Origin of the sequence: Bradyrhizobium sp. (genome assembly GCF_047605465.1) — a bacterium.
In the GTDB taxonomy this organism is placed as follows: domain Bacteria; phylum Pseudomonadota; class Alphaproteobacteria; order Rhizobiales; family Xanthobacteraceae; genus Bradyrhizobium.
This window is the reverse complement of record NZ_JASGFS010000002.1, coordinates 254,280-270,819: the sequence shown is the minus strand read 5'-3', so window position 1 is coordinate 270,819 and position 16,540 is coordinate 254,280. Positions and strand designations below refer to the sequence as shown.

The 16,540-nt window shown below is 57.7% G+C and carries 15 protein-coding genes; 7 read left to right on the top strand and 8 right to left on the bottom strand.

All coding sequences use genetic code 11. From position 1 onward, the window contains the following. The first annotated feature begins 49 nt into the window (after nucleotides 1–49). Complete coding sequence (locus QM712_RS03205; protein ID WP_415021589.1) at nucleotides 50–775, top strand: LuxR C-terminal-related transcriptional regulator; 726 nt, start codon at nucleotides 50–52, stop codon at nucleotides 773–775. Nucleotides 776–1,006: 231 nt separating this feature from the next. On the opposite strand, the gene QM712_RS03200 is transcribed toward QM712_RS03205, so the two are convergent. Both QM712_RS03200 and QM712_RS03195 read right to left on the bottom strand, forming a co-directional pair. Next, a complete protein-coding gene (locus QM712_RS03200; protein WP_415021588.1) occupies nucleotides 1,007–1,369 on the bottom strand; it encodes an H-NS family nucleoid-associated regulatory protein in 363 nt (120 codons plus the stop codon). A 284-nt stretch (nucleotides 1,370–1,653) separates the two neighbouring features. Next, a complete protein-coding gene (locus QM712_RS03195) occupies nucleotides 1,654–1,869 on the bottom strand; it encodes a hypothetical protein (protein WP_415021587.1) in 216 nt (71 codons plus the stop codon). A 1,049-nt stretch (nucleotides 1,870–2,918) separates the two neighbouring features. Here QM712_RS03195 and QM712_RS03190 point away from each other — a divergent pair. After that, complete coding sequence (locus QM712_RS03190; RefSeq protein ID WP_415021586.1) at nucleotides 2,919–3,569, top strand: transglutaminase-like cysteine peptidase; 651 nt, start codon at nucleotides 2,919–2,921, stop codon at nucleotides 3,567–3,569. A 259-nt stretch (nucleotides 3,570–3,828) separates the two neighbouring features. Here QM712_RS03190 and QM712_RS03185 read toward each other — a convergent pair whose 3' ends face one another. The 5 genes from QM712_RS03185 to QM712_RS03165 form a co-directional block, all read right to left on the bottom strand. Then, nucleotides 3,829–4,014 (bottom strand): hypothetical protein, encoded by a 186-nt coding sequence (locus QM712_RS03185; protein WP_415021585.1) that lies wholly within the window; start codon nucleotides 4,012–4,014, stop codon nucleotides 3,829–3,831. 234 nt (nucleotides 4,015–4,248) lie between these two features. Further along, nucleotides 4,249–5,208: a GDP-L-fucose synthase gene (fcl, locus tag QM712_RS03180; RefSeq protein WP_415021584.1), complete on the bottom strand. Its 960-nt coding sequence runs from the start codon at nucleotides 5,206–5,208 to the stop codon at nucleotides 4,249–4,251. After that, on the bottom strand, nucleotides 5,189–6,259 hold the full coding sequence (gmd, locus tag QM712_RS03175) for a GDP-mannose 4,6-dehydratase (RefSeq protein WP_415021583.1): 1,071 nt from the start codon (nucleotides 6,257–6,259) through the stop codon (nucleotides 5,189–5,191). Before gmd ends, fcl begins: the two co-directional genes overlap by 20 nt. Before the next feature lie 267 nt (nucleotides 6,260–6,526). Continuing rightward, nucleotides 6,527–6,940 carry a hypothetical protein gene (locus QM712_RS03170; RefSeq protein ID WP_415021582.1) on the bottom strand — a complete coding sequence of 138 codons (414 nt, stop codon included), beginning with the start codon at nucleotides 6,938–6,940 and terminating at the stop codon, nucleotides 6,527–6,529. 283 nt (nucleotides 6,941–7,223) lie between these two features. Further along, on the bottom strand, nucleotides 7,224–7,439 hold the full coding sequence (locus QM712_RS03165) for a hypothetical protein (RefSeq protein ID WP_415021581.1): 216 nt from the start codon (nucleotides 7,437–7,439) through the stop codon (nucleotides 7,224–7,226). A gap of 352 nt (nucleotides 7,440–7,791) precedes the next feature. Between QM712_RS03165 and QM712_RS03160 the strand changes: the two genes are divergently transcribed. Continuing rightward, nucleotides 7,792–8,100, top strand: a complete 309-nt coding sequence (locus QM712_RS03160) for a hypothetical protein (RefSeq protein ID WP_415021580.1) — start codon at nucleotides 7,792–7,794, stop codon at nucleotides 8,098–8,100. 1,261 nt (nucleotides 8,101–9,361) lie between these two features. Beyond that, nucleotides 9,362–10,867: an undecaprenyl-phosphate glucose phosphotransferase gene (locus tag QM712_RS03155; RefSeq protein WP_415021579.1), complete on the top strand. Its 1,506-nt coding sequence runs from the start codon at nucleotides 9,362–9,364 to the stop codon at nucleotides 10,865–10,867. Between the two features lie 110 nt (nucleotides 10,868–10,977). Here QM712_RS03155 and QM712_RS03150 read toward each other — a convergent pair whose 3' ends face one another. Continuing rightward, nucleotides 10,978–12,903: an Ig-like domain-containing protein gene (locus QM712_RS03150; RefSeq protein WP_415021578.1), complete on the bottom strand. Its 1,926-nt coding sequence runs from the start codon at nucleotides 12,901–12,903 to the stop codon at nucleotides 10,978–10,980. 418 nt (nucleotides 12,904–13,321) lie between these two features. On the opposite strand from QM712_RS03150, the gene QM712_RS03145 reads away from it, so the two are divergent. From QM712_RS03145 to QM712_RS03135, 3 genes are all read left to right on the top strand, one after another. After that, a complete protein-coding gene (locus tag QM712_RS03145; protein WP_415021577.1) occupies nucleotides 13,322–14,050 on the top strand; it encodes a WecB/TagA/CpsF family glycosyltransferase in 729 nt (242 codons plus the stop codon). Between the two features lie 114 nt (nucleotides 14,051–14,164). Further along, nucleotides 14,165–15,070 carry a hypothetical protein gene (locus QM712_RS03140; protein ID WP_415021576.1) on the top strand — a complete coding sequence of 302 codons (906 nt, stop codon included), beginning with the start codon at nucleotides 14,165–14,167 and terminating at the stop codon, nucleotides 15,068–15,070. Between the two features lie 181 nt (nucleotides 15,071–15,251). Further along, nucleotides 15,252–16,367, top strand: a complete 1,116-nt coding sequence (locus QM712_RS03135; RefSeq protein ID WP_415021575.1) for a glycosyltransferase family 2 protein — start codon at nucleotides 15,252–15,254, stop codon at nucleotides 16,365–16,367. Nucleotides 16,368–16,540: the final 173 nt, after the last annotated feature.

Below are 16,540 nucleotides of genomic sequence, written 5' to 3'. Positions count from 1 at the left end.
AGCCATAGGCGACTGCGATGCAGTTGCGCAGTTATCAGGCCTGACAGTAATGATCATGTCGTCCAGTCCCGCGATGCCGACGTATATCCTTCAAGAGGACAACCTGCTGCGCGAAGGTCTGCGCCTCCTGCTAGCGAACACCGGTTTTTGTCCAAGCGGCTGCGCATTTGAACTTGATGGTCTTATCGGCATCCCGCGCGACAAAACCACGCTGTTCATTGTCGGCGCAAACCATGCCGTTGTTTGCGCCAAGATCCGGCATCGATTTCCGCTGGCTCTCATCGCCGCCATCGGCGACGAGTGTGATGCAAGCGTCCTTGCTTCCGCTCTGGAGAGCGGCGCGGATGCCGCGCTCTTCATCTCGGTGAGCCCGAGCGCTCTGATCGCCTCCCTTCAAGCGTTGGTCGACGGAAAGCTCCCTCGAATTGATGCTCGGCTCTGGTCGCGCCAGATGCAGTCGAAGACGATCGAGACGGCATCGCCGCCGCTCCATGACGAGGCGGACTGCGAGGTCGCCGGCGAGCTGTTCCGGGGCAAGCAGCTGTCGTCGCGCGAACTGGAGATCCTGGAACGCATCGTCCGGGGAGAAACGAACAAGCACATCGCGAGATTTTTCAGTATCGCCGAGCCGACCGTGAAGGTTCACGTGAAGAATATCTTCAGGAAGATCGGGGCGAACAATCGCACCCAGGCGGCGATGTGGGCCCTCAATTGCAGGCAGCACGACGACATGAACCACGCGTCGCACAAGCCATTCTCGTTACAACGACACTAGACGCAAGGAATCGCGCCCCAACAGCCACGCTCAGCGCAATATCACCAGGATGAGACGCACCTGAGATCCCGGCTGACCGTCGATAAGCGCAGGGACGGAGAACGCGGCCCCAATGAGCGCGGACGAGTTTCAGAGGGACAATCCGGTGCATCAGGACGGCCTCGCGCTGCACCGCGAACGAGGCCTCGACCCGCTGTTTTGCTACCCTGGCGGTAAACCGGATTGCCGGATTTAAGCGGTTTGGCGGCGCTTCGGGCCGGCTTCGCTGATCCGAAATTCCTCGATTTTATGGCCGGATTTCATCGCGGCGACGAGCCATCGGGGTCGCTTGCCGCGACCGGACCACGTCTCATAAGTCTTGGGGTCGCGATATTTCGGAAGAACCCTTGGATACTTACGGCGCGGCTTGTCGGAGCTGGCACTGGATACGGTCGCTTGATCGACCCCCTCAATCCCGCGGCTGAGAATGGCCAACCGCTTCTCCAGCTCATACTTCTCGGCCTTTATCCGAGACGATAAAATAGCGCATATTTTTTCGTGGAGCGACCAAAGCTCATCTAACGAAAGCGCCTCAAGCTCGATTTTCTTCGACATATTGTCCCGTGGTGCTGCAACTTGTCCCGTAGTGCGGCAACTCTCACCTGCAGCGCCGTATATTCGCCTGCCCAATATCAATCAAGGGATCGACGCGGCGCTGCAGAATGAAATCCACTATAATCCGCCAATCGGGCTCTTAAGAAGCCGAATTTGGGGCCTTTTTGGCGCATTATTCAGAAATAAAATGCTCAATGGACTTTAAAAGATCTGGACTCTCCCACTGCATTTACAAAAATCAGAATTAATAGTGCCCAATAGCCCGGTCCCGTCCGAAGCTGAATTTACCGCAGCCGGCTACGACGCCTCCGCGAAGTCGAGCCTTTACGAGGCGCAAAACCTTTCAGGTGGTAACGGATGGCCTCGATTTCCCTCAATGCTTGCCGGCGAAACTCGATCTGATCCTCGAGGACGCGAACATTCCCCATGACAATGGAAGGAATCATGAAGCGGCCGACGTTATCCCTGAGGCGGCGCAAAGAGGACTCAATCTCAAACATTCTAAAATCTCCGCACACAAACAATGGGCCTATTTAAAATCGCTTATGATATCTATGCAAATGAAAAAGGATTGGGTTTTGCCCCCGTGAGCCTCCATAAATCTGCAATAAATCGGACTGTCATCAAGTTCCGGCTTGCCGCCTCCGGTTCCACCTTCAGCGGTCAGCCAATACTGGCTTAAATCTCGAAATCCTAATCATCTTCTCCGACAGGCAGCCCTGCGTGAAGCCAATTCATGATTGCTCGGGTTATCCTTTTGGATTGATCCGTCGATAAATTCGCCATTGACTTTCGAAGCGTGTCAGCATTGCTCTACATGAACGGCGCAAGAGACTGCATGCCGTCGCGCCAAACGCCGCCGAACGAGCACTTGGACGAAGCACCTCCGTCCAACCTGACGTCCTCTCGCGGCCGCGTTCGCACATGAGCAACTGAGGCGCGCTGCCCAAGGAGGTCCGACGGCGCGTCCTCCATTTCCTCAGAGTAAGGTTGACCGGTGAGGTTAATCCTCACCTCGGCTTGAGCTGCGTCGGCGCGCCTCTAAATGTTGCCGGATGTTTGCTGCTCCTGCCATCTGTGCAGTCGTCGCACTCCTGCTCGGAGTGATATATGCGCTGCATCGCCATCCATCGGTTCGACAGATTCCCTGGATCGCCGTGGTTTGGGCGGTCGTGGTGTCGATCGCGATGGTTGGGTGGATCGCCGGTCTGTTCTGGATCTCAGTTGAATTGCTGGGCAGATTGCTGAGTTAAGGCAATCGAGAACGACCGCCGTCGTGATCGGTCGCGAGCAATCCCACGCCGCACGTTGTCTCCTATCGGCCCCGTGTGACGATGCTCTGCGAGCACAGCAAGATCGATAACGCGCGCACCACTCGGCTGCCTATCCACACGAGCAAATCAAGCGGAGCCCAATCTCGAAGAGTGGCCGGACGATATCCGGCCTGTTTTTCGTGCAAACGCAGCCCTTTCTTTGGCCTTCGAATTTCCGACAACAGACATAAACTCAGCGATATTTCAGTATCCGTCTCGAATGGGCGTTGAGTGCCATGTCTTCGAGCAAGTTGATTGCGACATCGATATTCATGCTGATCGCGAGCAGCATTCCGCTGAGGGCAGAACACGTGCCTGCGCCGCTGCAGCACACATTTTTCTGTCTGACTTATCCGACTGAATGCAAGTCGAGCATCGACGTTGCGGCGCAGCCCCTATCCAAGGCTCAACGCGTTCGCGAACTTCAGCGGGTCAATGCAGCAATAAACCGGACGATCTCGTCTATTCAGCTACAACCCTCGCCTCTCAAGCGTTTCCCATGCACGGGGGATTGCGGCGACCACGCGGTTACGAAACGGCACGTTCTGCTGTCGCGGGGCGGGCCGTCATCGGATCTGTTGCTGACCGAGGTGGTGCTGCGCCGGAGGGGCGTGCATCCCGTCGTCCGGATCGCGAAGAGTGAAAACGACGCACTGGCTCTGGACGATTTTCGAAGCGATGTTTCGCCCTTCAAGGAGATATTTCGCGATTACAACCTGATCAGAATTGAGGCAGCCGACAACCCAGAGTTCTCGACACGGCCAAGCGGCTCCGGGCTATCCTCATCTGCGTCCGGACGTTCGACTTGCGCATACCCTTTCGGGAAGGACGCTGTCGTCGCCCAGGCGTATCCGCCATCAGGAACGGAAGTGACCGTGGCTCGTTAGAGCAGGAAAATTCGAGTCTTATCAGGATCGTTGGTGCGATCAGAATTCGGCTGCTCACCCGGAGTGAGGGCACAATGCTTATTCAATATCTCAGGCGAAGCAGACAATTGGCGATTTCATGACGCTTGTCATTTCGATCTATCTCGTGGGCTTCATGTCCGGCTACGCCATGCGGGCTTATGTATCGCATCGGCGACGGCAACGATACCGCCGCAGCCATTGACCACTGCCCGACCTTCATCGCGTCGACCGTGGCGCGTTATCTGATCGACACGTCGACAACGATCAGAGACGTCCCGCGCATGCGATTGTTTTCGCCGGCGACTTGAAGCTTGAAACGATCGACGGAACCGCTCGCGGGGGCCCGGTAGAAAAAAGCAGGTCCCGCGATTGTGAGAGTACCGGCCGCGGGCGGCTCCACGATCTTGACTTCGTCGATAAGCATGGCCCTTCCCCGCAAGCCCTGCAGACAGTCCGTCCCGCCCCGAATGGAAAAGCTCCAATGGACCGTGTCGGAACTGAGCTCGAAGCCGTCATTTCGCGACAGGCAATTGCCGGCCGACGCTGGAGCCGTTGCCTGGCATAAGAGGAGCATAGCCAGCGCGCAGATGGTGCCATGACGCATCAAAACAGATCTCCCCGTTTCTCGCGGCGAAGCATCATCACGCAGCGGGCGTGCTCAGGCCGACTTGACATCGTTTCTGGCCGACAGATACGCCTCGTAGGCTCGACGAATCCCATCGCCCAATTCGGTGCTCGCACGCCAACCGAGGTTCGCAAGGCGGCTGACATCGAGCAATTTGCGTGGCGTGCCATCGGGACGCGACGTGTCGAAGGTGATGTCGCCGCGATAGCCGACGACATCGGCAACGACCCGCGCAAACTCGGCGATGGTGATGTCCTCGCCTGTGCCGATATTGACCAAATCCGCGCTCGAATAGGTCTTCATCAGGTGCACGCAGGCATCCGCCATGTCGTCGACGTAAAGAAACTCGCGCCGCGGCGTACCGGTGCCCCAGACGACGACGCTCTTCGCGCCCGAGGCCTTGGCCTCGTGGAAACGCCGGATCAAGGCGGCCACGACGTGGCTCAGTTCAGGATGGTAATTGTCGCCAGGGCCGTAGAGATTGGTCGGCATCACGCTGATGAAATCGCTGCCGTACTGGCTGCGATAGGCCTCCGCCATCTTGATACCGGCGATCTTCGCGATCGCATAGGGCTCATTGGTCGGTTCGAGAGGGCCGGTCAGTACCGAGTCCTCGCGCAGGGGCTGTGGCGCCAGTTTGGGATAGATGCAGGAGGAGCCGAGGAACATCAGCTTCTCGGTACCGTGTTGATGCGCGGCCTGGATCACGTTCGCCGCGATCGCGATGTTGTCGTAGATGAACTCGGCCCGCAGCGTATTGTTGGCGACGATGCCGCCCACCTTGGCGGCGGCGAGGAAGACCACTTGCGGCCGCTCTTTTGCGAACCAGTCGAACACTGCAGCCTGGTTGCAGAGATCGAGCTCGCTCCGGCCGGCCGTGAGAAGGCGAACGTCCTCGCGCGCGAGCCGGCGCACGATCGCGCTTCCGACCATGCCGCGGTGGCCGGCGACGTAAACACTCTTGCCTTTCAGCTCAAACGGAGCGCTTGCCATGGGCGGCGTCCCGTTTTGCCTCGGCCAGATCGCTCGTCATCATTTCCTCGACGAGCTGCGCAAATGTCCGCTTCGGCTTCCAGCCGAGCTTCTCGCGGGCCTTGCTGGCATCGCCAATGAGGAGATCGACTTCGGTGGGCCGGAAATAGGTCGGGTCGATCCGAACGACAGTCTTGCCGTTCTTCGCGTCAATGCCGACTTCTTCGACATCCTTGCCGCGCCATTCGATGCGGCGGCCGACCTGCGCGAAGGAGAGCTCGACCATCTCGCGCACCGACCGGGTCTCGCCCGTTGCGAGCACGAAGTCGTCGGGCTTGTCGGCCTGCAGGATCATGTGCATGCCCTCGACGTAATCCTTGGCATGTCCCCAGTCGCGCTTGGCCTCGAGGTTGCCGAGATAGAGCGTGTCTTCGAGACCGACCTCGATGCGGGCGACGCCGCGGGTGATCTTGCGGGTGACGAAGGTCTCGCCGCGGATCGGGCTCTCATGGTTGAACAGGATGCCGTTGGAGGCGAACATGCCGTAGGCTTCGCGGTAGTTCACCGTGATCCAGTAGCCGTAGAGCTTGGCGACGCCATAGGGCGAGCGCGGATAGAACGGCGTGGTCTCCTTCTGCGGAATCTCCTGCACGAGGCCGTAGAGCTCCGAGGTCGAGGCCTGATAGAACCGCGTCTCCTTCTCCATGCCGAGGATACGGATCGCCTCGAGCAGCCGCAGTACGCCGATGGCGTCGGCATTGGCCGTGTATTCGGGGCTTTCGAAGCTGACGCCGACGTGGCTTTGGGCGGCGAGATTGTAGATCTCGGTCGGCCGGATCTGCTGCACCAGCCGGATCAGGTTCGTCGAGTCGGTCATGTCGCCGTAGTGCATCAGGAACGGCACATCACCAAGATGCGGATCCTTGTAGAGATGATCGACACGCGCGGTGTTGAATGAGGACGAGCGCCGCTTGACGCCGTGCACGACATAGCCGAGCGACAACAGATGTTCGGCGAGATAAGCGCCGTCCTGTCCGGTAATGCCGGTAATCAGAGCAACCCGCTCTTTCATGAGATCGCTTTTCCTAGCAAGGCTGGCGGCTGCCAGGAAAGCAAGTTGCTTCCAAGAAAAGCCGCAATCACGAAAATGACTTATAAACCAACTTCTTGGCGATATCGTCTGCCGGGGTCAACCCTCCATCGACGGGAGGACTGCCTTTATCAATATTAAGGTCAATCTTATCTGGCGCGCGGAAGCCGCGCCACTGCGGGTGGCAAATTCACGCGGTTTGCATTCGCGCTTGGGGACCTTGGGCTTGGAAATGGCCCAGGCGCAACCTCACTGGGCGTGAGTCGCCGCGGCAAGCACCTGGCGTCCACCTGTCCGCGACACCGTGACTTCCAACGTGGAAGCGCCCTCGGTGCGACGATTCTTGCCGACGACGGTCAGGGTGAATTTGTCGGTACCTGAGAAGTCGGGCTTGGCGATATATCGAAAGCCGGACCCTACGATGACGACCTCGCCCCCTTTGGGCTGCTTGGCGACATTGACCCAGTAGATCTGCATGGTCGACCAACGCAATCCCTGGAGACATTCGGCCCCTGGGGCAATGCTCATCGACCACTCGATGGTGTCAAAGTCGAGCTTGTAGGGCTTTTGATCCCGCAGACAGCTTGGCGACGCGCCTGCCGATGTCGTCGCAACCACCCCAAGTCCCAACGCCATCGCGGCGCGGACGATATACGATGACATGCCCCCTCCAAATGTTGAGCTTCCCCATCAGCGTATTCCGCCGAATCTCAACACGCCGTAGTCGGCACGGAGTGTTCCCATCAATTTGGTAAACTTGTGGCTAAGGCGGGGATTGCGGATTTTTACGGGTTTGCAGCAAATCCGGGTGCCGTCCGGGAAGAGAACCTCAACCGGTCACGGGACGACGCCGATGCGCAACTCGCTGGCAAAGAAACAGGACGGCCCGATCCCGGGCCGCCCTGTACGTGCATGATCCAGCGAATGGAGCGCCTACGGTCGCCAATCAACCTTTGACCTGCAGGGCCGGCTCCTCCACGGAACGGCCATAGCAGGACAGGTCCATCCACGGCCCGCCCCAATAGGTACCGCCATTCCAGCCCGAACCGACATAGGGCCCTCCGCAATAGGGGTCGTACAGCCTGGATTGGTGATATCTGGCGTAACGATAGCCCCCCCGGCGCGCCGGCACGGCCAATTCGGCCGCGGCTGCGGAGCTCATCGTCAAGGACACCGGACCACCCTTCGCGACCGACCAATCCACGGACAGAGGGACAGAACACAACAGGGCAGTAGCAACAAGTCCGCCAACGACGCTTCGCTTTTTCATAACGGCCTCCCGATGAATTCAGAAAACAGGGACTCTTTGTACGACCTTCATAATTGCGCAGGATAGCGCCTCCCGAACGCTCGCGCACGTATTTCGTCATTGACCTATTTCGTCATTGACCTGGCAAAGCCCGGCAACTCGGCCGATCGCCCGGCCTGAAGGCGTCGATGGACAATCGAGACACCCGAAACTAGTTTCATTTCGGCCGGATCAAGGCCGGCGGATGAAGGTCGGGCGACGTCAGATGGAAACGGCAACCTATACGTGGATAAGCAAAGCCATGGGCCTGGCCCTAACGGTCCCGCTCGTCGTGGCCATCAACCCCACCCTGGCGCGCGCCGCGCCGACCGCGGAAGTTGCCAAGCGGTGTCTCCGCTACGCTTACGTATTGTATCCCTATAAGCGCCCAGGCGCGGTCCCGATGAGCGGCGACCGGCAAGCCTATTTCCAGGACTGCATGGGCAAAAACGGGGACGTGCCAGCCCCGGTGCGACCGAGCGTCACAGACGCCGGCTCGGCCAAGGTCAACGACGCGGCGACAACAAAAAACTGAAGGCTGCTGCTATCTGTAGCGCCGCGGATATCGGTAGATCGGCCGGAGGCTTCGCGGCTGCGAGCCGGCGGGTGGGTATTGCCGATAAACGTTAGGAACGGGCCTGCTTGTCCCGGACGAGGGAGCACTTGGAAATACCATCGTCGGCGCGGCAGTGTCTCTGGTCCCACCCGTAGCCGACTGCGCGGAGACGGTCTCGGACGAAACAACCGAACCTAAAATCAAGATAAAAACGAGAACGGCTTGGCGCATGAGTCTAACCCAGCTTGCTTAACGCGCCACTCGACATCGCGTTCCAAGGCAGGATCCAGCGAAGCGCGCGTCATTGAAGGCAGCCGGCAACTCGTCCGACTTTGCAGGTCAAGGTTAGCGGAGAATGTGGAGGGGCGCCACCGCTTGTGGCCTGGACACCTGTGCGCGCGGTCGCCGACGCATGAGCAAGCGGCTCGCCACCAGACAATTCATTCCCACCCAAACACCGATTCCGCCCCAAATCAGCGAAGTCACGGTCATCTCCGTCCCCACGTCTTCGATGACATTCGTGACAGTGTGATTACCGATTTGTACAATTTCAAGGAGAATGTTTGGTGAGGTTGCGGCTCGCGCCAATCCGCCGCACGGCTGCGAATCTCAAGAAATACAATTCATACGTGTAGATCGGTAAAACCGCGCACGCCTGGAGGTGATGTCGCCAAGCGACCGAACCCAGTCGGCAGATGACGCTGCCGCAACTTTAGATCGAGCCAGGAACGCAACACCGCTAGCGCAGCGGTTGGCTAACCCGAAATTGGGGGAGGTCGGCGCTTACCGGCAAACCCAGACGCGGCGCAGGCGAAGGCCATAACGGGTCTGCACCTCGATGTAGCGAACGCAGGGACCCCAGCCTGTGTAGCCATAGGGATATGGCCGGCCGAAGAACGAGACGTCCTGAACATCAGACTGGACCCCTGAAGGGGGAACTGCGACCGGCCCCAGTGCAAACGCCGAACTAACGCTCGCGAGCAACGCAACCCCAAAAACAATGCTGAACTTGCGAACCATCGTTCATCCCCCATTCGGTCGTAATCTGCTTAAACACACCGAAGATTCCAGCGATTGTCAAAGGATTCTATCCGCCCCCATGACGAGGTATCAGAGCACCATTGATAAATTGTCCAGTTAACTTTCCACAAAGCTAACCTATTGAGATGAGCTGAAAATACCTGCTACAATCCCGGGCAGAGTTAATTTGAGCAGCTGATATTTTTACTCGGACAAATTTATGAGTGAAGCGCCGCGTTTGCTGCTGCTGCCCTCGCAAGAGGGAGATCGGGTACATTTCGACACTCAGGAAGCCGATCAGGGCGCCCGCCGCCGCGTTTGGCACTATATCCTGCGTCCGAAATTTATCGAAGCCATGGTCGCGATCGTCGACTTCGCGTTGATCGTCGCAGCCAGCCTCGGCTACAGCGCTCTGTACCACCTGATAACGGACGGCCGGTTGGCTGCGGCGCTCCCCTATGAAGGCGTTGGGATTATCGTAAGCCTCAATTTTGCGACCATGATGACCGCGCGAGGAAACTATCGCCTCAAAGCCCTCATGCAATTCTCCAAGCAGGCCCGAGAAGCGATAGTCATCTGGTCGGGCATCTTCGCCCTCCTCGCAGCGGTTGCCTTCACCATGAAGATCAGCAGTGATTTTTCGCGCGGAGCGATGATCCTGCTCTTCGTCGGCGGGCTCGGCACGGTGCTCCTCTGGCGCAGACTTGTGGCAAATTTCATTTCACGCTCGCTTGCGAACGGACTGTTTGCAAGGAAGCGGATCATCGTCGTCGCTGAACGCGGCCGGACCAATTCGTCGCGGCCGCTGGCCGAGCTCTTGTCCTACGGCTACGTGCCTGTGAGAACCTTTGACATTTCGCGGGAAGAGATAGCGGCTCCCGGCGTCACCCGATCGCTGCAGGCGAAGCTTTCCGACATCGTCGAGGCCGCAAGAAATGAGCGGATCGAAGACATCTACCTGCTGTTGCGCTGGCAAAATGACCGGACGATCGACGGGATCCTGGATGCCCTCGCAGTGCTTCCGATTTCGATCCACCTGGTTCCCGACGACAACGCCGCCAGGTTTTTGAGCTATCCGGTCACGAACGTCGGAACCGCGTGGACGGCGACTCTGAGGCGGAGCCCTCTGACGCGCTTTGAGCTTGCTGCGAAGCGTTGCTTCGATGTCTCCCTCTCGGTCATCGGTCTCTTGATGATGTTACCCTTGCTGCTTCTGACGGCGGTGCTCATCAAGCTGGACTCGCGAGGCCCGGTGCTGTTCCGGCAGAAGCGCGACGGCTTCAACGGGCAGACCTTTGACATCCTCAAGTTCAGGACGATGTACGTCATGGAGAACGGCATCGCCGTCAGGCAAGCAACGCGGAACGATCCGCGCGTGACGCGCCTCGGCCGCCTTCTTCGGAAATCCAGCGTCGACGAGCTCCCTCAACTTCTCAACGTGATCTGGGGAGATATGTCCCTTGTCGGCCCCCGCCCACACGCAACTTCGCACAACTCCGAATACGAAAAGCTGATCGCCAACTATGCGTTTCGACATCACGTCAAACCGGGCCTTACCGGCTGGGCTCAGGTCAATGGGTGCCGCGGCGAGACCAGCAAGATCGAGCAGATGAAGCAGCGCGTCGAGCACGATCTGTGGTACATCAACAACTGGAGCCCGTGGCTCGACCTCAAGATCGTGCTTCAGACTGTGCTCGTAACCTTGCGGCAGGATTCTGCGTACTAGACGGCACCAAGGCTCTTGGACGCCCAGGCCGGCTCGTTATCGGCCGGCTCCGGGAGACCCGGAGCCGGCCGATCCAATGATTGTTACGCAGTCAAAGAGGAAGCCGCCGTTCACGCGACGTGAAAATCACTGCTCGTGAGCCCGAGGTGAGTTCCGTTCAGCACGATCATCATGTTTGCCAGATGGGCATCCTGCGCGCTGACAATTTCCGTGGCATTCGACGTGTTGACGAGCACCTGGGTTTTTCCGCCGGTTTCGATATAGGCGACGCTGTGCGCATGGAGATTGAAATTACCGGTTCCCGTGAGCTGCCCCTGAAACAGCGCAATGCCATTCGTGGCATTGATCCCGGAGATGCCCGAGAACAGGATGGTATCGTGAACGTGGTCGAAATCCGTAATGATGTCGGGACTCGACGGCTTTGAGCTTGCGGCGGACTTGAATACGAAGGTGTCGCTTCCGCCGCCGCCGACGAGGATGTCGGGAGAACCCGAACTGACCAGCGTTTCCCCTTTGGTGCTGCCGAGGATCAGATCGTTTGCCCCCGTCCCGACATTGCCGGCAACGTCGGTTGCGGTCACTGAAAAGACGTGCGTCGTGTTCGAAACCGCGCCTGCGTTGAAACTCCACGCCCCACCGCTGCCGCTCGTCGTCGTACCAAGCAGCTTGGTCCCATCATAGATGGAGATGGTGTCGCCCGCTTCCGAAGCGGTCCCCGTCAGGACGACCTTTCCGCTCACCAAAGCCTCGCCGGAGAATGCGACCGTCGGCTTCGTCGTATCGAGCGTGAAGGTCAGCGAGGCGCTTCCTGAGACGCCTGCTGAGTTTGTCTCGGTCGCGACGATCGTATGGCTGCCGTCTGCGAGGCCCGACGGGGTGAATGACCAGTTTCCCTTCGCGTCGGCGGTAACGGATCCCAGCGTAACGCCACCTTCCGTAATCTTGACAACGGAATTCGCATCGGCCGATCCGGTCAGAGCAGCGCTGGAAGTGATCTTATCAGTGGAGGACGCGCCGGTGTCGTTGAGAAGTTTCTCGACGACTTGAGGCGTCGCAACAACAGCGAGGGCCGTCACGACAGAGGAAGTGAAGGTCTTGGATGTCGTATTGTAGACCCCGTCGGAGAATTTGATGTACGTAATTCCCTGAAGCTCATCGAGAGTGGAGATGTTGTTGCCGCTGGTGACCAGGATCTCCGTTCCGACCGATTTGATCTGATAGTTCGAGTACGAACCAGAATAGGTAACCGTGTCGACGCCCCCGTTCCCGACAACCTGATGTCCCCCAGGGGTCGCAATGGAGAAGTTGTCGTTGGCGGACGTGCCCAGCAGGGTGGGATTTGCGGTCCAGTCGTAGCTCGCGCTCAGCTGGAGCGAACCTGTTCCACCATGGACCTCAGACCCGAGCTGAATGGACGTCAGATATTCCTGACCCGTCAGCACGCCATTCCAGATCAATCCCTTGATGATGTCCGAAAGACTTAGCGTTCCCGACATCATGTCGGTGGCGGTCTTGACGTCGATGAATTGCCAATTGGCGCCCTCGGCACTTGCGTTCGAAACGTACACGGTCGCGTTCGAGAAGTTGCTTCCCGATAGCTTGAATGGTTCGTTCGGAGTGCCGGCGGACGTTGAATGAACTTCGATCAGCAGTTCCTTCGATGTGGTGGTCCAGCCTCCATTCGGGTCGCTATTGAACCAAAGATCGAATGCCAACGTGGAACTCGTGGGGTTCGTCAGGACCGCACTGTAATTCACGGAGAGGCTGGCGATGTTTCCAACCTGGGTCGTGCTGACCGTGGAGTATTGCGTGTTGTAGTCGAGATGGGGATAGGCATAGACGCCACCAACGTCCTTCGGGAAGGACCACGTGAAGGATACGCCGGCCGCGAAATTCGTGGGATCATACGATCCGGAAATGGTATAACCTACTCCTGCAACCAGGCTGCCCACCCCCCAAGCATCATTCGACACCGAAAAAGGTTGTGTGGTGTACCAGTAGTCGCCCGATGACGAAGTAAATGTAGTTTTGGCCATTTAGTGCGCCCTTTTGTGGCAGATGACGCACCGTGCGAGGCAGCACTGAAACACGCAGTGAAAATGACGCTTAAAATTCTCGGAATGGGCGCCCGGACAGCCGGGTAGCCTTACCAGAGGTTGAGCGAATTACTTCAAGCCCCAAGAGATCAGTTAACTATCAGCCGGCGCTGAACCGGCTGACCGACGACCGGGCCAGCATCTCATTGGATGCGAGGGGGCACCCCGCTAACCCTAACAGCGGCAAACCTTTTGGATTTTATCGACAATATCCGATATGATTGGTAGGTATTTTTGGGGTAGCTCTGATTAGGCTGCCTTGTCAGGTCGTTAGCTGTCGGATTATTTGCAAATTGGGTCTTTAGACTAAATGCCCGTACTTTGGCCGCGCCTTTCGATCGTTGGAACTCCGATCTCGTTGATCTCAACGCATGAGCTTCTTCTGCTCTTTGAGCGTTGGATCGTGGCTGGACAACAACACTATGTCGTCTTCCGAGATGTGCATGGCGTGGTTGCCGCTCGGGATAATGAGAAGCTGGATTCCGCGCACAAGCACGCCGACATCATCGCGCCGGATGGAATGCCTTTGGTCTGGGCTCTGCGAGCGGCCGGAGTTCCCGCGTCGCGCGTTTGCGGGCCGGACACCTTGCTCGCAACCTGCGAATATGGGCTGTCTCGCGGCTGGAAGCATTACTTCTACGGTGGCGAGCCGGGCGTCGCTGATCAGCTCGTCGAGAAGCTGACTCTCAAATACCCAAGCCTCAGAGTTGCCGGAACGCAATGCCCTCCGTTTCGTGAGCTCACCGCGCAAGAGGATGAACGCATCTGCGCGGAAATTCGTGACGCGCAGCCCGACTTGATCTGGGTCTGCTTAGGAACACCAAAGCAAGAAATCTGGATGTCCGAGCACCAGGGCAAATGCGGCCACGCCATCATGCTCGGTGTTGGAGCTGCATTCAACTTCCATGCCCATCTGGTGAAGCGCGCTCCCCAATGGATGCAGCGCATGGGACTTGAGTGGGCATTTCGGCTGCTTTCAGAGCCGAAGAGATTGTGGAAACGATACCTATTGATGGCTCCTGTCTTTGCTACCTTGGCCGCTCGAGAAGTCCTTCAGCGACGCTTCTCGTCGTCGAGCCAGACTTGATGCTCCTTCTTCCGCCCTCACTTCATCTTGCACATCACCCCGCTTCTCCATCCTTCAAGCGAAAGCAGGTAAACGGCGCTCCGCCCGTATTACCCTTTGTAACCAGGGTGCCTCATGGCTGACATCGTTCCTCGTTACGCTGTACTTTTCAAAACTCACTACTGGGACGACTTTGTCGATCGGCGATTTCGTCACCTCCTCGATCAGGTCGGCTCTGGCGATGTATACGTATTTGTGGACGAAACTCGCGGCTCGATCGGACCCATCCCACATGACCGCGTGATCAGAGCGACGGAGCGGGATGTCGAAAAAATCGAACTGTTGCTGCAGCCGGCGGGCAACGTCTTCTGGTACAATGCAGACTACGCGCTCTATTTTCTCCTGACGCAGGACAGCACGTACGACTACTACTTGATGTGCGAATACGACACCGTCTTCAACATCGACATCGACGATTTCATAACATCCGCGGCCGGCAAACGAGCCGATTACGTCGGATCGCCACTGGCGAGAAGTTCCGATTGGACCGAAACGTGCGACGGCGTATATCCGGAATCGTTCGCAGTCATCAGCTGGTTGAACGCGATATCGCTTCACTCGAAACGCGCTGTTGCCTTTCTCTATGAGCGCAGAAAGGCACTTACCCTGCGGTACAAAGCGACCGAGATCACCAACTGGCCATATTCCGAAGCGTTCATCTCGACTGAAATGCACAACAACGACTTCTCCGTGTCCAAGCTGGGTGACTACGGTAAGGTCGAGAAGTTCGACTGGTGGCCACCAACTCACGAGAAAGATCTGTCGTCATTGCAGGGACAACAATTCGTGCATCCTGTGCTCGACGAACAGAAATACATCGCTTCTTGCTTCAAGTTTGGTCGGCTCCAAACCTATTTCTGGCCCAACGGGCAGATGCGGCAGTTGCTCGAACGCAGTTCATCGTTCTCTACTATACCGGCGTTCCTGGCTCGAGCCTTCTGGATCGAGGTCTTTCGTAGAGCTCGACGCCGTTTTGCTTGACGAGCATGCTTGACCGTTCCGGCTCGTCAAGTCGTCAGGGGGAATTCATGTTCTTTCTGCGCTTTCGACGACCCGACGAGGATCTATCACGCTTCGAACACCGCGATCCTCGCGGCTGCTACGGCGACGGACGACAAAGGGTGACCACGACGCCGATTGCGACGGCGCAGGAGCCCGCACGATGCGCAGCTTTCGGGACGGCAATCTAGAGATGTCAACCAACCAAGACTGGCCGACCGTCTCGATTGTTATACCTTGCTACAATGCGGAGCGATGGGTCGAGGAGGCCGTCGAATCGTGCCTCAATCAACGCTATCCCAATATCGAGATCATCGCGGTCGATGATGGATCGACGGACGGGAGCCTTGGTATCCTTCAGCGCTACCAGCCCCGCATCCAAGTCGCGACAGGACCGAATCGCGGAGGCAACAGCGCAAGAAACACGGGATTTTCGCGCTCGACCGGCAAATACATACAGTTTCTAGACGCGGACGATTATCTGGAACCGGACAAGATTGGCCGGCAAGTCGAATATTTGGAACGCACTGGAGCTGACGCCGTCTACGGAGATCTCAGGTCGAGACGACATCTTGCGGATTCTCGCTTCAGTTACATGGATCCGATTTGGGTCAGCGGAGCCCAGGAAGATATCATAGCCTCTTTGCTGTCTTTCTGGGTCGTAAATGGGGGCGCAATCCTCTACAGACGCGAGGCGGTGGAGCGAGTTGGCGGGTGGGACGAGAAACTTCGAGCGGTGCAGGACACCGATTTTCTCATGAGCGTAGCCCTTTCTGAGGCGAAAATCGTCTATCAGCCCGGAAGCCACTTCGTTTATCGTAGATACGGTGCACTGACCGTCTCTACGTCGAGCCTCAAACGATGGCTCGACAACATGTGCAATTATCTGGCGAAGTCAGAAGCCTCGCTGCTGAGTTCCGGCCGGTTGACGACCAAATACAGGAGCGCGCTCGCGATCGGCTATTTCGAGACCGCCCGAGCCTGCTACAGATTCGACGGTTGGTCCTCGTTTACGACTTCGTCGCAAACATTGAATGATATCATCGACAAGATTCTGAAACTCGCACCCGATTTCAAGGGGAAGAACGAATCTCGCGCTTTTTTGGCCGTGCAGTCGCTGTTCGGGTTCAGGTTTGCGATGCATCTGTTCATCCGTGCCCGTGGAGCGACGCATGCGATGCGGTCCCTTCTCAGAAGAACTTTTCTGTTCAACCTCGCGCTGCGTCTTCGCGGAATCACACTTGAACAGGAGAGCATTCGACGGGCAGTCGAAAGCTAGCGCTTTGCCGGGCCGGGAATTCTTCATTTCAGAGCTCGCCGCCTTCGATTAGGGACAAATCTGTCGCTAACCACACTCTCGGCATCCATACGCCACGTCTTCCTGCCGTCCTGCTTAGATGCTAGTTCTAGGACAGGCATGGCTTCTAGTCCCTGATCGCGTACCCAACCGTC

Coding starts and splice junctions, on each gene's coding strand:
- QM712_RS03195 (WP_415021587.1), bottom strand. CDS start 1,869: ATGTTTGAGATTGAGTCCTCTTTGCGCCGCCTCAGGGATAACGTCGGC.
- QM712_RS03160 (WP_415021580.1), top strand. CDS start 7,792: ATGGAAACGGCAACCTATACGTGGATAAGCAAAGCCATGGGCCTGGCC.
- QM712_RS03140 (WP_415021576.1), top strand. CDS start 14,165: ATGGCTGACATCGTTCCTCGTTACGCTGTACTTTTCAAAACTCACTAC.
- QM712_RS03150 (WP_415021578.1), bottom strand. CDS start 12,903: ATGGCCAAAACTACATTTACTTCGTCATCGGGCGACTACTGGTACACC.
- QM712_RS03135 (WP_415021575.1), top strand. CDS start 15,252: ATGCGCAGCTTTCGGGACGGCAATCTAGAGATGTCAACCAACCAAGAC.
- fcl (WP_415021584.1), bottom strand. CDS start 5,208: ATGGCAAGCGCTCCGTTTGAGCTGAAAGGCAAGAGTGTTTACGTCGCC.
- QM712_RS03165 (WP_415021581.1), bottom strand. CDS start 7,439: ATGAGCTCCGCAGCCGCGGCCGAATTGGCCGTGCCGGCGCGCCGGGGG.
- QM712_RS03170 (WP_415021582.1), bottom strand. CDS start 6,940: ATGTCATCGTATATCGTCCGCGCCGCGATGGCGTTGGGACTTGGGGTG.
- QM712_RS03185 (WP_415021585.1), bottom strand. CDS start 4,014: ATGCTTATCGACGAAGTCAAGATCGTGGAGCCGCCCGCGGCCGGTACT.
- QM712_RS03190 (WP_415021586.1), top strand. CDS start 2,919: ATGTCTTCGAGCAAGTTGATTGCGACATCGATATTCATGCTGATCGCG.
- QM712_RS03205 (WP_415021589.1), top strand. CDS start 50: ATGATCATGTCGTCCAGTCCCGCGATGCCGACGTATATCCTTCAAGAG.
- QM712_RS03200 (WP_415021588.1), bottom strand. CDS start 1,369: ATGTCGAAGAAAATCGAGCTTGAGGCGCTTTCGTTAGATGAGCTTTGG.
- gmd (WP_415021583.1), bottom strand. CDS start 6,259: ATGAAAGAGCGGGTTGCTCTGATTACCGGCATTACCGGACAGGACGGC.
- QM712_RS03155 (WP_415021579.1), top strand. CDS start 9,362: ATGAGTGAAGCGCCGCGTTTGCTGCTGCTGCCCTCGCAAGAGGGAGAT.